This window comes from Amycolatopsis sp. NPDC003861, from assembly GCF_053605405.1.
The window spans coordinates 1-13,650 of record NZ_JBSGJD010000256.1; the positions used below are offsets into that span (position 1 = coordinate 1).

12 protein-coding genes and 1 pseudogene are annotated in these 13,650 nt (G+C 73.0%); 5 read left to right on the forward strand and 8 right to left on the reverse strand.

Annotated elements, in window-relative coordinates; all coding sequences use genetic code 11:
- Nucleotides 1–42 precede the first annotated feature (42 nt).
- The 7 genes from ACWEVN_RS39880 to ACWEVN_RS39910 form a co-directional block, all read right to left on the reverse strand.
- Nucleotides 43–840, reverse strand: a complete 798-nt coding sequence (locus ACWEVN_RS39880) for an AfsR/SARP family transcriptional regulator (protein ID WP_449686864.1) — start codon at nucleotides 838–840, stop codon at nucleotides 43–45.
- A gap of 329 nt (nucleotides 841–1,169) precedes the next feature.
- Complete coding sequence (locus tag ACWEVN_RS39885; RefSeq protein WP_452054737.1) at nucleotides 1,170–2,108, reverse strand: hypothetical protein; 939 nt, start codon at nucleotides 2,106–2,108, stop codon at nucleotides 1,170–1,172.
- Nucleotides 2,105–3,232 (reverse strand): endonuclease/exonuclease/phosphatase family protein, encoded by a 1,128-nt coding sequence (locus tag ACWEVN_RS39890; RefSeq protein ID WP_452054738.1) that lies wholly within the window; start codon nucleotides 3,230–3,232, stop codon nucleotides 2,105–2,107. The genes ACWEVN_RS39885 and ACWEVN_RS39890 overlap by 4 nt, the downstream gene beginning before the upstream one ends.
- Nucleotides 3,229–4,239 carry a glycosyltransferase family 2 protein gene (locus ACWEVN_RS39895; RefSeq protein ID WP_452054739.1) on the reverse strand — a complete coding sequence of 337 codons (1,011 nt, stop codon included), beginning with the start codon at nucleotides 4,237–4,239 and terminating at the stop codon, nucleotides 3,229–3,231. The genes ACWEVN_RS39890 and ACWEVN_RS39895 overlap by 4 nt, the downstream gene beginning before the upstream one ends.
- Before the next feature lie 48 nt (nucleotides 4,240–4,287).
- Nucleotides 4,288–5,331 carry an NAD-dependent epimerase/dehydratase family protein gene (locus ACWEVN_RS39900; protein WP_452054740.1) on the reverse strand — a complete coding sequence of 348 codons (1,044 nt, stop codon included), beginning with the start codon at nucleotides 5,329–5,331 and terminating at the stop codon, nucleotides 4,288–4,290.
- Nucleotides 5,328–6,674, reverse strand: a complete 1,347-nt coding sequence (locus tag ACWEVN_RS39905) for an aspartate aminotransferase family protein (RefSeq protein WP_452054741.1) — start codon at nucleotides 6,672–6,674, stop codon at nucleotides 5,328–5,330. Before ACWEVN_RS39905 ends, ACWEVN_RS39900 begins: the two co-directional genes overlap by 4 nt.
- 235 nt (nucleotides 6,675–6,909) lie before the next feature.
- Entirely contained in the window at nucleotides 6,910–7,617 is a 708-nt protein-coding gene (locus ACWEVN_RS39910) for a response regulator transcription factor (protein WP_452054742.1), read from the reverse strand.
- 300 nt (nucleotides 7,618–7,917) lie between these two features.
- Here ACWEVN_RS39910 and ACWEVN_RS39915 point away from each other — a divergent pair, with 300 nt between their 5' ends.
- The 3 genes and pseudogenes from ACWEVN_RS39915 (at nucleotide 7,918) to ACWEVN_RS39925 (ending at nucleotide 11,178) form a co-directional block, all read left to right on the forward strand.
- Nucleotides 7,918–8,235, forward strand: a complete 318-nt coding sequence (locus ACWEVN_RS39915; protein WP_452054743.1) for an AMP-binding protein — start codon at nucleotides 7,918–7,920, stop codon at nucleotides 8,233–8,235.
- A 220-nt stretch (nucleotides 8,236–8,455) separates the two neighbouring features.
- Nucleotides 8,456–8,569, forward strand: a pseudogene (locus ACWEVN_RS39920) (hypothetical protein); the annotation flags it as partial.
- 365 nt (nucleotides 8,570–8,934) lie between these two features.
- Nucleotides 8,935–11,178, forward strand: coding sequence for an AAA family ATPase (locus ACWEVN_RS39925; RefSeq protein WP_452054744.1), 2,244 nt, complete (start codon nucleotides 8,935–8,937; stop codon nucleotides 11,176–11,178).
- A 334-nt stretch (nucleotides 11,179–11,512) separates the two neighbouring features.
- Here the strand turns inward: ACWEVN_RS39925 and ACWEVN_RS39930 are convergent, their stop codons facing one another.
- A complete protein-coding gene (locus tag ACWEVN_RS39930) occupies nucleotides 11,513–12,409 on the reverse strand; it encodes a LysR family transcriptional regulator ArgP (RefSeq protein WP_452054745.1) in 897 nt (298 codons plus the stop codon).
- Between the two features lie 78 nt (nucleotides 12,410–12,487).
- Between ACWEVN_RS39930 and ACWEVN_RS39935 the strand changes: the two genes are divergently transcribed.
- A complete protein-coding gene (locus ACWEVN_RS39935) occupies nucleotides 12,488–13,129 on the forward strand; it encodes a HEAT repeat domain-containing protein (RefSeq protein WP_452054746.1) in 642 nt (213 codons plus the stop codon).
- The coding region (locus ACWEVN_RS39940) for a MerR family transcriptional regulator (protein ID WP_452054747.1) at nucleotides 13,123–13,650 on the forward strand (528 nt) is incomplete at its 3' end. The genes ACWEVN_RS39935 and ACWEVN_RS39940, both read left to right, overlap by 7 nt.

Sequence of the window (13,650 nt, forward strand, 5' to 3'; positions counted from 1 at the left end):
AGCGGGTTCTAACCCGCTTTGCCACTCACGACCGGGTGGCGATCAGGTGAGCGCGAGCGCCACCTCGTCCGAACCGAGGATGCCCCGGCGGAGGTTCTGCACCCGCTCGGACGGCTCCAGGCCCAGTTCTCCGTGCAGCGCGTGCCGCAGGCGCTCGAAGACCTCCAGCGCTTCCACCCGCCGGTCCACGCGGTGCAGCGAGAACATCAGGTACTCGTGGAAACGCTCGTGGTACGGGTGCTGGTGCACGAGCATCGACAGTTCACTGACCAGCTCCCGGTGCCGGCCCAGGCGCAGCTCGCTTTCGATCCGCAGTTCCCGGGCGGCCACCCGGCGCTGCTCCAGCCGGGTGATCTCCGATCTGAGCGGCAGCCCGTGGTCGATCTCCGGCAGCACCGGGCCGGTCCACAGCTTTTCCGCCCGCCGCAGCAGTTCGACGGCCCGCTCGTCGTCGCCGCCGGCCGCGGCGCGCTCGCCCGCGGTGGCCAGGCCGAGGTATTCGTGGAGGTCGAAGAAGCAGTCCGCGAGCTGGAACCGGTAGCCCTCGCTGCGCGTCACCAGCACCTCGGTGCGCACGTGGGCGGGCGGCAGGTGCAGCTCGCGGGCGAGCCGGCGGCGCAGGTTGAGGATGTAGGTCTGCAGCGCGGTGCGCGCCCGCCGGGGCGGCTCGGCCGGCCACAGTTCGTCGATCAGCTGGTGCACCGGGACGACGCGCGCGTAGTTGAACAGCAGAAGGGCGAGCACTTCACGTTCTTTGGGTGCGCTGGGCGCGGCTTCGCTGCGATGTCGCCCACGGATGGACAAGTTGCCCAGGATCGTGATGGTGGTGCGGTCCCCCATGTTTTCTCCTTCGCAGGAAAATGTTCTGCACATCGAATGCGGAAGAGTTGTCTTCCGAATTGCCGGACACATTCGGAGCGCATCCCCGGAGCGCCCGTCCGTCAACAACCCCCGAACCCGTATTGTACACCGTCCACCTCCCACCAAACGCGATTAATCGAAATCGGCGAAACGGCCGGAAACTGTGAAAACCAGCGGATTCGACACAATCACCGAGCGGATCTCGTGGTGGGCGCCCCGATTCAACGCGGATTCGACCGGCCGATGCCGAGCGTCACGGGGTGGGCATACGGATGGCGGAATGCCGGGCCGGCATTCCGCCATCCGGGTCAGTCCACCGCCGACGGTGCGACACCTGCGGAAGCGGGCGCAAGGCGCACGAACGCCGAGACCCCGGCGGCGAGCAGGTCCGCGGCGGTCACCACGAGCCGGCTCATCGCGACGACCGCCACGACGGCGGACGTCGACGGCCCGGGGAGCGCGGCGGTCAGCGCCAGCCCCAGCACGGCCTCCCGCGCCCCGAGCCCGGCGGGCAGCACGACCACCAGCACGCCGGCGACCGACGCGAGCGCGAACCCGCCGGCGAGCACCGCCGCCCCGGGCAGCCCGCCCGCCGGCAGCCCCTGCGTGAGCACGACCAGGTGCAACCCGGCGAGCAGCCACCCGGCCGCCATCAGGCCCAACGCGCCGAAGACCGCGCGCGGCCCGGGGAGCGTCACGGTCTTTCCCGTGCGGCGCCGGACGATCGCGGCGGCCAGCCGGGTCAGCTGCGGGGCGCCGATGACCAGCAAGCCGCCCGCGAACATCGGCACGACCACCCACCACACCGGCTGGACCGCGGCCAGCGCGGGCACCGCCACCAAGCCGACCGCGAGGCCGGCGACCGTGGACACGAGCACGCTCGCGAGGAACGCGCTGGCCAGCAATCCGGGCGGTTCACGCAGCTTGCGCGCGAGATCGGCGTGCGCGACCGCGGGCCACAACCCACCGGGCAGGTAGCGGCCCAGCCCGGCGACGAAGTACACCTTCGCCGCGACCGGTGTCGCCAGCCGGCAGCCGAACGCCGTGAGCAGCGCCCGCCACCCCGCCATGCCCAGCCACGCGCCCGCCGCCGCGATCGCGACCGCGGCGGCGAACCGGCCCCAGCCCAGCGACGTCACGACTCCGGCGACGTCGCCGCGGTGGGTGAACAGCTGGTACCCCAGGAACCCGAGCACCGCCACGTAGAGGCCGGCCCGCACCACGGCGAAGACCTTGCGCCGGGTCACCGCCCACCGGCCAGCGAGATCCGGGTCCGCTGCAGGTCGTGGTCCGACAGTCCGGCCGGGTCGTCGAACCCGTAGTCGTGCACCCGGACGCCCAGCGTGGTCAACGTCCAGTCCAGCCGCCACAGCGGCGCCGACGCCGGCCAGGAGCCCGGGTAGAGCGACGAGCTCGCCCGGCCGGCGTCCACGAGCGTGTCCCGCAGGCCGTCGAGGTCGCCCATCGCCGGGCTGGTGTTGAAGTCGCCCGCGACGAGCAGCGGGTTCGGGTTCGCGGCGACGTCCTCGGCGAGCCCGGCCAGCTGGGCCTTGCGCAGGCCGTCGCGCGTGTGGACGTAGCTGTAGAAGCCCTGGCTCAGCGGATTCCGGGTGACGTCGACCTGCACCGGCAGGTGCACGTTGTACACGGTCAGGACCGACGAACCCACCTGCAGGTCGGTCCGCAGCACCTTCGCGCTTTCGAACACGTCGAGGTAGGACGCTCCCTCGGGCAGGCCGCGGTCCGGGCCCACCCGCGGCTGGGCGAGCACCGGGTAGCGCGACAACGTCAGCAGCTCGCCCCGCGCCACGAGGTGGTAGCCCGGGAACTCCGCGCGCAGCCGGGCGAGGTCGTCCGCGTCGCGGGCGCCGTCGGTCCCGACCTGGTCGACGTATTCCTGCAGCAGGTAGATGTCGGCCGGGTGGGCGTGCAGGTAGGCGTAGAACCGGGCCGGGTCGTCGGTCTGGTCCCAGTACTCGGTGTTCCAGGCGACGACGGTGGGGGCGCCGGCCGGCGCCGCTTCCTCGCCGCCGATCGCCGCCACGTTGACCCCGCTGCGGCCCGCGCCGGCCACCAGCGCGGCCACGGCCAGCACCAGCACCAGCCGGAACGCCGTCTTCGGCACCCGCCTTCGCAACAACCGCGGCACCGCGAGGCCGAGCGCGACCAGTGCCGGGCAGACCAGGAAAGCCAGCGGTGGCAGCAGGCCGGGCAGCAGCCACACCCACCCCTCGCCGGTGAACAGCACGTAGGCCACGGTGAACAGCAGCCAGGCCGCGGCGAGCCCGACCAGCACCCGGGTCGCGGCGCACCACCGGACCGGCCGCGGCGGGAGCGGCTGCTCCGGCTCTTCCAGGGTCTCGGCCGTCATGCCGGTGCCTCGTCGTAGATCCGCCGGAACCGCGGGGACAGCACCCACTGCGCCGCGCCGGTCAGCACCCCGGCCGCGATGGCGACGTTGGAGACCAGGTTGGTACCGATGAAGAAGAGCCCGAAGCCGAGGCCGCGGCGGCGCGCGACGAACCGGTACATCGCCCCGTCGGCGGCGATCGACCCCAGCAGCAGGCCGGCCGGCACGACCGTCCACAGTGGTCCGGCCAGTGCCGGCAGCGGCAGGGTCAGGACCGCGCCCAGCGCGGCCAGGCTGCCGGCCGCGCGGGCGGGCGACTCCGGCCCCTTGCCGAGCTTCTGGCCGCCCGCGAACAGCGGCACCCGCAGCAGCGACCGGGTGAACACCTTGCTCAACAGCACCTTCAGCTTGTCGTCGTGGTCGTGCCGGCCGCGGACCGCGGAGGTGAGCCGGAGTTCGTAGTCCCGGCCCAGCCGCGCACCGTAGTCGGCGTCCTCGGTGTGCCGCAACTTCGCGTTGAACGGCCCGACCGCGGCGAACACCTCGGCCCGCATGGCCATCATCGCCGGGTAGATCCCGGAGATCGGGCCCTCGCAGGCGACCTGGACGTAGTGCAGCTGGAGGCTGCGGTAGCGCTCGACGGCGCCGTCGTCGATCAACGGGTCGGCGTCGTAGATGCCGCACACCGCGCCGATCCGCTCGTCGGACCGCAGCAGGGTGACCGCGTTCAGGACCGCGTCCGGCGCGAGGCCGACGTCGGAGTCGAGGAAGAAGAACACCTCCCCGGTCGCGGCCTCCGCGCCGACGTTCCGGGCGCCGGCGCAGCCCATGTTGACCGGCGTGTGCACCACCTTGGCGCCGAAGGACTGCGCCACCGCGACCGAGTCGTCGGTGCTGCCGTCGTCGACGACGATCACCTCCAGGCGCGGGTACGCCTGCTCGGCCAGCGCGGCCAGGCAGAGCCGCAGGGAGCGTTCGTAGTTGTAGTTGGGGATGATCACCGATACCAGCGGGGTCCGCTCGATCATGGGAGTTCTCCGTCGATCCGTCCGGGGTGGGCGTGCGAGGCGAGCACGTCAGAACAGGGCCTTCACCAGGCTCAGCGCGCCCTGGTTCCACGGGTCGCGCGAGGTGCGGCCGGTGTCGGCGGACGGCTTGCGGGACGGCCGGCGCTGGGTGCACCACCAGCGGTAGGTGTCCAGGATGGCCTGCCGGTTGGACACCCGCGGGACGAACCCGAGGTGCTCGCGGGCCTTGTCGATGCTGACGTAGGAGTCGGCCATCAGCTTGTGCAGCAACCGGCCGTAGACCGGCGACATCTTGTACCGCTGCAGCGTCCGGAGCACGGCCAGCGCCGGCCGGGCCGGCAGCGACACGACCCGCTTGCCGTGGCCGGCCGCGTCGAGCACGCACTGGAAGTCCTCGCGGATCGTGCCGAAGTCGGCGGCGCCGAGGTTGTAGGTGTCGTTGGCGACCGCCGCGTCCGCGCCGAGGGTGGTGACGACCGCGTCGACGAGGTCGTCGACGCCGAACATCTGGATCCGCACGTCACCGCGGCCGAGGACGGGGAAGTTGTGGCCTTCGGCGGCCCACTCGAACAGCATGGCGAACAGGCCCATCCGGCCCGGCCCGAGGAACGTCTTGGGCCGCAGCATCGCCACGCACAGCCCGTCGCTGCGGAAGGCTTCGCAGACCTCCTCGGCCGCCGCCTTGGCCCGGCTGTAGGAATCGACCGGGCGGCGCGGGTACGACTCGGGCGTCGGGACGACGTCCGGCAGGCCGTAGACGGCGGTCGAGGAGATGTGCACCACCCGCGGCACCGCGCGGTCCCGGCTCGCCCGCAGCACGTTGCGGGTGCCGTCGACGATCACCGAGCGGATCTCGTCGTCGCGGTAGCTGGGCAGCGCGGCCGCGCAGTGCACGACGGCGTCGACGCCGGCGACGGTCCGGTCGAGCAGCGCGGCATCGCGGATGTCGCCGCGGACCTCGGTGACCCCGGCCCGGGCTTCCCGCGGCGGGTTGAGGTCCAGGCCGACGACCTCGGCGCCGTCGGCCCGCAGCCGCCGGACGAGGTTGCCGCCCAGCATCCCGCTGCTGCCGGTGACCAGGACCCGGGTCACCACTGGGCCCTCACGCGGTCCTTGACGAACTTGCCGAGCAGCCGCGGCAGGCCCTTGGCGAGGGTCTTGCCCAGCGCGTCGAGGAACAGCTCGATCTCCTCGCGGCCGACCACCAGCGACGGCGCGACCACCAGTGGCGTGTCGCCGTTGGGGCTGAAGTACGTCAGGATCCCGTGCTCGCGGTAGAGCTCGCTGATCACCGCGCTGGTCACGAGCTTCGTGCGGAACTTCGGGTCCTTGGCGAACCCGGACGGCGCGAGCCGGGCGGCCATGCTGAGGATGGCGGGCCCGTTGTCGAGGAAGACGCCGAACAGCGAGCCGGTGCCGGTCACCCGCGTGATCGTGTCGGGGAACTCCTTCTGCAGCCGTTCCAGGCCGGTGCCGAGCACCGCTTCGATCTCGCGCGCCCGGCGCGGAAAGTCCTCCTCCACCACGATGTTGACGGCCTCGATGGCGGTCGCGGTCTCTTCGCCGAAGCCGTAGTAGGTGGTGGTGTGCAGGATGACGTCGCCGAGCCGGTCGTAGGCCTGGCGGAACAGCGGCTCGCGCACGGTGTAGCCGGAGATCGACGCCTTGCCGCCGCCGAAGGACTTCGAGTAGGTCAGGATGTCGGGCACCAGGCCTTCGTGGCGCATGAAGTAGAAGAGGCTGCCGGTCTTGCCCCAGCCGGTGTAGATCTCGTCGAAGATCAGCACGATGTCTTCCGCGGTGCAGAGCTCGCGCAGTTCGCGCAGGGCTTCTTCGCTCCAGTGCCGCATGGTGGAGGCGCTGAACGGCTCGACGAGGAGCGCGTAGACGTCGGAGGTCCCGTCGGCCCGGCGGTGCGTGGCCACCAGTTCGCGGACGGCTTCGACGTCCCCGAACGGGTAGGAGACGTTCGGGATGCCGGGGAACTCGAAGCTGTTCTCCCGGGAGCCGGTCAGGCTTCCGGTGGCCAGCAGCTTGCCGTGGAAGCTGATTTCCGAGCGCAGGATCGTGTTCCGCTTGCCCTCGTGGTACTTGTAAGCGAGTTTGACCGCGCCTTCGTTGGCTTCGGCCCCGGAATTGGGGAAGTAGGAGATGTTCAGGTCACCCGGCAGGACTTGCGCGACATTGTGGCTGAGCGCGGCGACATACGGCGAAAAGAACGCTTTGTGCACCTCCATCCGGTGCAGGTCCTGGAACCGCTTTCTCGCCGCGAGGATGCGCGGGTGGTTGTGGCCGTGGTTGAGGACGCCGACCGCGCCGGTGAAGTCGAGGATGCGCTCACCGTCCCGGGTCGTGATCCACACCCCGTCCGCGCTTTCCACGAGCCGTTTGCCGAAACCGAACGTGGACAGCAGCGAGACCTGGGAGCGGCTCACGTGGTCCCGGTAAAGGCCCTGCAATTGCTTGACTGTCAGGGATTCGCATTCTTCGACGGAGATCAGGCTGGCCATCATGCTCCTCGTGACGATTTTCCGGCCGACTCCGATGAAAACTACGGCAGAGCCGTCACGCGCCGCTTCAGCCGACAGTCTGAGATGTCCCCTGTCTCGTTCTCCGCCAAACGAATGAGATGGCCGGACACCGAGGTGCCCGGCCATCGAAAACGCTTTCTCACGCCGACGTCAGCCGGGCGTCCCCCTGGTCGGCGAACCGCTGCACGGGCAGGTGCACGATGCCCGACCGGTAGGCCAGCGCGACCGCCTGCGTGCGGTCCCGGACCCGCAGCTTCTGCAGCAGGTGGTAGATGTGCGACTTGATCGTGCTGGTCTGCACGACCATGGCGGCCGCGATCTCGGCCGTCGTCATCCCCTGCGAGATGTACTGCAGGACGTCCCGTTCCCGCTGGGTGAGCTGGTCGAACACGGCCGGCCGCGGCCGGTCGCGCACGAGCGTGTCGAGCAGCTTCCCGGCGACCGCGGGCGGCAGGCTGGCGTGCCCGGCGGCCACCACGCGCGCGGCGGCCGCCACTTCGTGCGCGCCGCTCGAGCGGCACACGAACCCCCGCACGCGCGACGAGAGCAGCCGGGCCACGCGGTCGCCGTCCGCCGAGTCGCCGATGAGCAGCACCGGCACGGCGAGGTCGGTCAGCGCGGCTTCGTCGGCTCGGCCGAGCAGGTCGACGGCGAGGACGACGACCGACGGCGACACCGCGCGCACCACGGCTCTGAGCGAGGCGAGCGACTCGACCTCCGCCGACACGTGCAGCGCCGGGTCCTGCTCCAGCTTCCGTCTCGTTTCGGCCCGGTTCAGCGGCCACTGCTCGGCCAGCAGCACCTCGGTCACCGGTTCCGCCGGGCGGTGTTCGCGCTCGAATCCCACTTCGCTCCCCAGTCGCACAAGTCCTGCTTCCGATGGCCGCCAGCGTGTGGACCGGCGCTCAAGGAAGGATCAAGGACCACTGCACGAGGCCGGTCGGCTCAGTCGCTCAGCAGCAGCTGGTCGACCATCAGGTGCCCCACGCGCCGGTCGCCTGGTCGGCCACCCGGACCTGCGCGCTCCGCCCCTGCAGGGCGCCGATGTCCCAGTCGACCGGCTTGAGCACGCCGGTGTCGGCCCCGGTGGCGGTGCGGACGACCTGGCCGTCGATCAGGAGGCTGATCGACGTCTGGCCCGGCCGTCGTGGCGGCCCGGGGAGTCACCGTCCTCTGGCTGACCGCCGGGCTGGTCCACCAGCCGGCCGGCCACCACCTCGACCGCCTCGCCGGGGTGCGTTACCTGATCGCCGGCGGCGACGTCAGCTCCCCCGACGCCGTCCGCCGCCTGCTCGCCGCGCACCCGGACCTCGTCTTCACCAACGGCTACGGCCCCACCGAGAACACCACCTTCACCGCTCCCCCCCGGCGACGGCCCGCTGCCGATCGGACGGCCGATCCGGGGCACGCGGGTCCGGGTGCTCGACCGGCTCGGCAGACCGGTGCCGCCGGGTGTCGTGGGTGACCTCCACACCCTCGGCGACGGCCTGGCCCACGGCTGCCTCGGCCGTCCCGCCGCCACCGCGGCCGCGTTCACCCCGGCCGCGGGCGGGGAACGCCAGTACCGCACCGGGGATCTGGCCCGCTGGCGGCCGGACGGCTCGCTCGACTTCCTCGGCCGCGCCGACGACCAGGTCAAGATCAACGGCTACCGGGTCGAACCCGCCGAGGTCGCCGCCGTGGCGGTGCCGGAACCGGGAGCCGGCGGGAGCACCCGGCTCGCCGCCTACGTCGTGTTCTCCCGCGACGGTGTGCCCGGCACGGCGCTGCGCGACTGGCTGCGCGAACGCGTCTCGGAGTTCCTGGTGCCGGCCCGAATTGTCGCCCTTGACGCTTTCCCGTTGACCCGCAACGGAAAGCTCGACCGGAAAGCGCTCCCCGCGGCCGGAGTTTCGGGCACGCCCGAAGCGAACGGCGCACCGGAGACCGGGCTCGAGCGGTTCCTCTGCGGGAGCGCTTCGACGCCCCGCTGCCCTGACGACTACCAACGTTGGTAGTCCACAGTGGACACCAACGACACCCGGCGGATTCTGTGATACAAGTGGATGACGGTCGCAGGCCATCGAGCCGCGTCGATCGGGAGGACACCGACATCCTGGGGGATCAAGGTATGCCATCGATTCACGGGCACAACGACGTGCCCCCGTCCGCCTCCACCGGACCAGTGCCCCGAGTCCCCCGGCCGCGTACCGCCGCTCCCTGGCGGTTCGACGCACGGGGCCGCGAGGCCGAACTGGCCCGGCTCACCGGCATCGTGGACGGCGTGGAACCCGGCGTCCGGGCGGTGCGGGTCAGCGGTGACCCGTGGAGCGGGAAGTCCGAACTGCTCGCCGCGCTCGCCGGTCACGCGAAAACCCGCGGCTGGGACGTCGCTTGCGGTGCGGCGGGTCCCCTGCCCGGTTCGCTGCCCTTCGGCGTTTTCTCCGACGCCCTCGACGATCTGCTGACCACGCGGCACCCGGCGCTGCTCGACGGCTTCCCCAAGTACCACATCTCCTGGCTGGCCGGCGTCTACCCGGCGCTGGCCCAGTACGCGCCCGACGCGGCCGTGCCGACCGATCCGTCGGAGCTGCGGCACCTCTTCCACGCCGTGCGCGCCCTGCTCGAACGGCTCAGCGCCGGCGCACCGCTGCTGCTGGTGGTCGACGACCTGCAGTGGGCCGACCCGGCGTCGGTCGACCTGTTCACCCACCTGCTCCGGCACCCGCCGGACGCGCCGGTCCTGCTGGTGACCGCGCTGCGCCCCCGGCAGACGGCCGGCGACCTGCTGGCCGCGCTCGACGGCACCCGCGTCGCGCACATCACGCTGCCCGCGCTGCCCGAGGACTACCTCGGCACGCTCCTGCCGCCCGGCCTGCCCGCCGTCCGCCGCGGCGCCCTGCTGGACGCCGCGGACGGCAACCCGGGCCTACTGCGTGCCTTGGCCGCGGCGGAGGACACGCCGGACCGGCCCGGCGGGCCGGGACTGCCGGTGTCGCCGCTGCGGGAGTTCCGGACGCTGGGCCCGTTCACCTGGACCGTCGCGCACGCGGCGGCCCTGATGCACGAATCATTCGACACCGGTCTGCTGGCAACGGTGGTGGACGGCGGCGAGGGCCCGACCAGAGCCGCCGTCGACGAGCTCGTCGCGCACGACATCCTGCGCGTGGAGGGCCGCACCGGCACCTTCCGGTTCCGCAACGCGCTGCTGCGCGCGACCGCGCACCAGGCCGCCGGGGCGGCGTGGCGGCTCGGCGCGCACGCCCGGGCCGCCGCGGCGCTGCGCGAGCGGGACGCGCCCGCGCCCGAGATCGCCCACCACCTGGCGAACTGCACGCTGGTCGAGGAGAATGACGCGGCCGGAATCCTGGTCGAGGCCGCCCGCGAGGTGCGCTGGGAGCGTCCGGCCGACGCCGCCGGTTGGCTGCGCCGGGCCCTGGACGCCCGCGGCCCGGTGTGCGCCGACCACGTCTCGCTGCTGGCCATCGCGCTGGTGGTCACCGGCCGCACCGCCGACGCCCGCGTCCTGTTCGACCAGGTGGCGCACGGCCCGGAGACGGCGCTGTGGGCCGCGCGGGCGCTGCACCTGGACGGCCACCGCGAAGCCGCGGCCGACGTGCTCCGCATCGGGCTGCGGGTCGTCGACCCCGGCGATCACCGCACCCAGGCGCGGCTGGTCGCGGACCTGCTCGCCACCACGGTCGGCACCCGCCACCCCACCGCCGGCCCCGACCTGGCGATCCTCTCGTCCGTGAAGGGCGTGCCGGGCCCCGGCCCGCTGGCCGACCACCTCGACCCGACGGCCGACGCGGGCCCGCGCGCCCTGCTGCTGGCCCTGGCCACCCTGACCGACCCCGCCGGCCGGGCCGCCGAGGACCAGCTGCTCAAGGCCAGGACGCTGATGGCCAACGTGTCCGACGCGGACCTGACCCCCGACGTCACCCCGCTCTACTGGCTGGCCCGCGCAGAACACGCCCTCGCCCGCGACGACCTGGCCGGCCGGCACCTCCACCGGGCCCTCGCCATCGCCACCCGGTTCGGGCACCGCTACGTCCTCGGCAGCCTCACCACCCTGCTCGAGCACCTCGACGACAACCGGCACCCGGAGCCCGACGGCCCACCCCGCGACAGCGGCCCGGACACGCCGGCCGACGCGGACCTGCCCTCGGAGCTGGCCCAGCTGAGCGGCCGCGAGCGCGAGATCTCCCGCTTGGTCAGCGACGGCCGGACGAACCAGCAGATCGCCCGCACCCTCGGCCTGAGCCACAAGACGGTGGAGACTTATTTGGCGCGCATCTTCAAGAAGCTCGCACTGTGCTCACGCGCCCAGCTCGCCACCATCGTCGGCCGCTCGGTCTCGGTGCCGGCTTTCCCCCACCCCGCCGACCCGCCGACCGGCGTCGCCGCCGAACGCCTGATGCCGGCCTGAGCCGGAAACCGGCCCGCCCCACCCGCGACGGCCACCCCGCCGCGCCAGACTGCTCCCGCCCCACCGACCCGCGCCGCCGCCGAACGACTCAGGCCCGAAGAGCCGGGAACCAGGGCCGCGCCACCCCGCGCCGCGCAAGCCAGCCCCGCCCGCGCCGCGCCGCGCCGACCTACTTAGACCCACGCAAGCCCGCCCCAACCGCGCCGCGGCGGCCCGCCCAAGCCCGCGCAACCCCGCCCCACCCGCGCCGCGCCACCCCGCGCCGCCCAAGCCCGCCTCACCCGCGCCGCTCCACCCCGCGTCACCGCCCAACACCCCAGGCCGGCCCGAAACCTCAAGACCCAGGGCCACGCAACGAAGAAGCCGCCGCGGCCGCGACCGCTTCGGCCACTGTGGACAGTGCGGGCAGGTCCAGTTTCCACTGCTGCCAGTAGAGCGGCACGTCCACCGGCCGATCCCGCACCAGCGGCACCAATGCGCCCGCCCGCAGCCCGGGTGCCGCCTGCACCTCCGGCACCATGCCCCAGCCGAGCCCGGCCTCCACCGCCGCGACCACCATCTCCGACGCCGGGACGTAGTGCCGCAGCGGGCTCGCACCCTCGCCGCCGAGGAGGCGCACGAACGCGTCCTGGAGGTCGTCGTGGTCGTCGAACAGCACGACGGGCGCCGCCGTCAGGTCGGCCCGCAGCGCGCCGGTCATCCAGCGCGCCGCGAACGCCGGGCTGGCCAGCGGCAGGTAGCGCAGGGCGCCGAGCGGGCGCACCGAACAGCCCTGCACCGGCGCGACCGAGGACGTCACCGCGGCCATCACCCGGCCCTCCCGCAGCAACGTCGTGGTGTGTTCCTGGTCCTCGCGGTGCAACTCGAAGCAGATCGGCGGGTCGGCGACCACCCCCGCCAGCGCCGGCAGAAACCACGTCGACAGCGAGTCGGCGTTGACCGCGATCGGCACGCGGACCGGCTCGCCGCTCATGCCCAGCTCGGCTCGCGCGTCCCGCTCGAGGGCCGCGAGCCGCCGCGCGAACCGGACCACCACCTGCCCCGAGTCGGTGACGCGCACCGGTTTCGTGCGGGTCACCAGCACGCTCCCGGTCCGCTGTTCCAGGGCCTTGACCCGCTGGCTCACGGCCGAGGGCGTCACGTGCAGCACGGCCGCGGCGGCGTCGAACGTCCCGGCGTCGACCACCGCGAGCAACGTCCTGACCTGGTCCAACGGCAGCTCGGCGATCACGGGGCCCGATCCTAGAGGGCGTCGCCCTTGACCTTCACACTGTGACAAGGTCTTCACTGCCGGGAGGAGGTGGTTCCCTTGGAACACGTAGTGGACACACAGCTGGCCGCCGGCAACTCGTCGGCCCGGCTCCAGGCCGCGCTGGCGGCCGGCACCCGGGCCGACCCCGGGCTCGCCGACGCGCTCGTGGCCCGCTGCGCGGTCGAGCCGGACTTCTACGTGCGCGACATGCTCACCTGGGCGCTGACCCGCCTCCCGGCGGACCTCACCGTGCCCAAGCTCGTCGCGGAACTGCGGTCCGGACGGGCGCAGGCCCGCAGCCAGGCCCTGCACACGCTGTCCAAGATCGGCGACCGGACGGTGTGGCCCGCGATCACGCCGTCGCTGCTGCACGACCCCGACGACGAAGTCGCGCGAAGCGCTTGGCGTGCCGCTGTCGTGCTCGCGCCACCCGGCGACTGGCCGGGCCTGGCCCGGGAACTGGCGCGTCAGCTCGGCCGCGGCGACCGGGCCGTGCGGCTGAGCCTGAGCCGGGCTCTCGCCGCACTCGGTGACGCGGCCGAGTCCGCCCTGACGACGGGACTCGCCAGTGCCGACCCGGACGTGCGGGCGCACGCCCGGGCCACGCAACGGCTGGTGCGGGACCCGGACGCCGGGTTCGACCTGGCCGTCGACGAGGCGAAACGGGTCGTGGCACTCGGGCCGGACGCGGCGTGCTGATCGGGGAGGTGGCCCGCCGGTCCGGGGTGAGCACGCGGATGCTGCGGCACTACGACACCCTCGGGCTGGTGCGGCCGACCGGCCGGACCGTGGGCGGCTACCGCGAGTACTCCGAAGCGGACATCCGCCGGATCTTCCACGTCGAAGGCCTGCGCACGCTGGGGATGTCGCTGCGGCAGATCGGCCGCGCCCTGGCCGATCCCGCCTTCACCCCGGCCACCCTGGTCGGCGACCTCATCCGGCGGACCGAGGAACGGCTGGTGCGCGAGCGCGAACTCCTCGACCGCCTCCGGGCGATCGACGCCTCGGACCCCGCGGGCTGGGACGGCGTCCTGCACGTGGTCGGGCTCCTGCACGGGCTCGGTTCCCCGAGTCCGGGTCGCCGGCAGCAGGCCGCCCTGGCCCCGGTCGAGGACGTCCCGCTGCTGGCCAGGGCGGTGCTGACGGAGGCGAACCCGAACGTGGCCGGCGCCCTGCGCTGGGCGCTGGCCCGCGCGGGCGCCGACGCGGTGGCCGCGGTG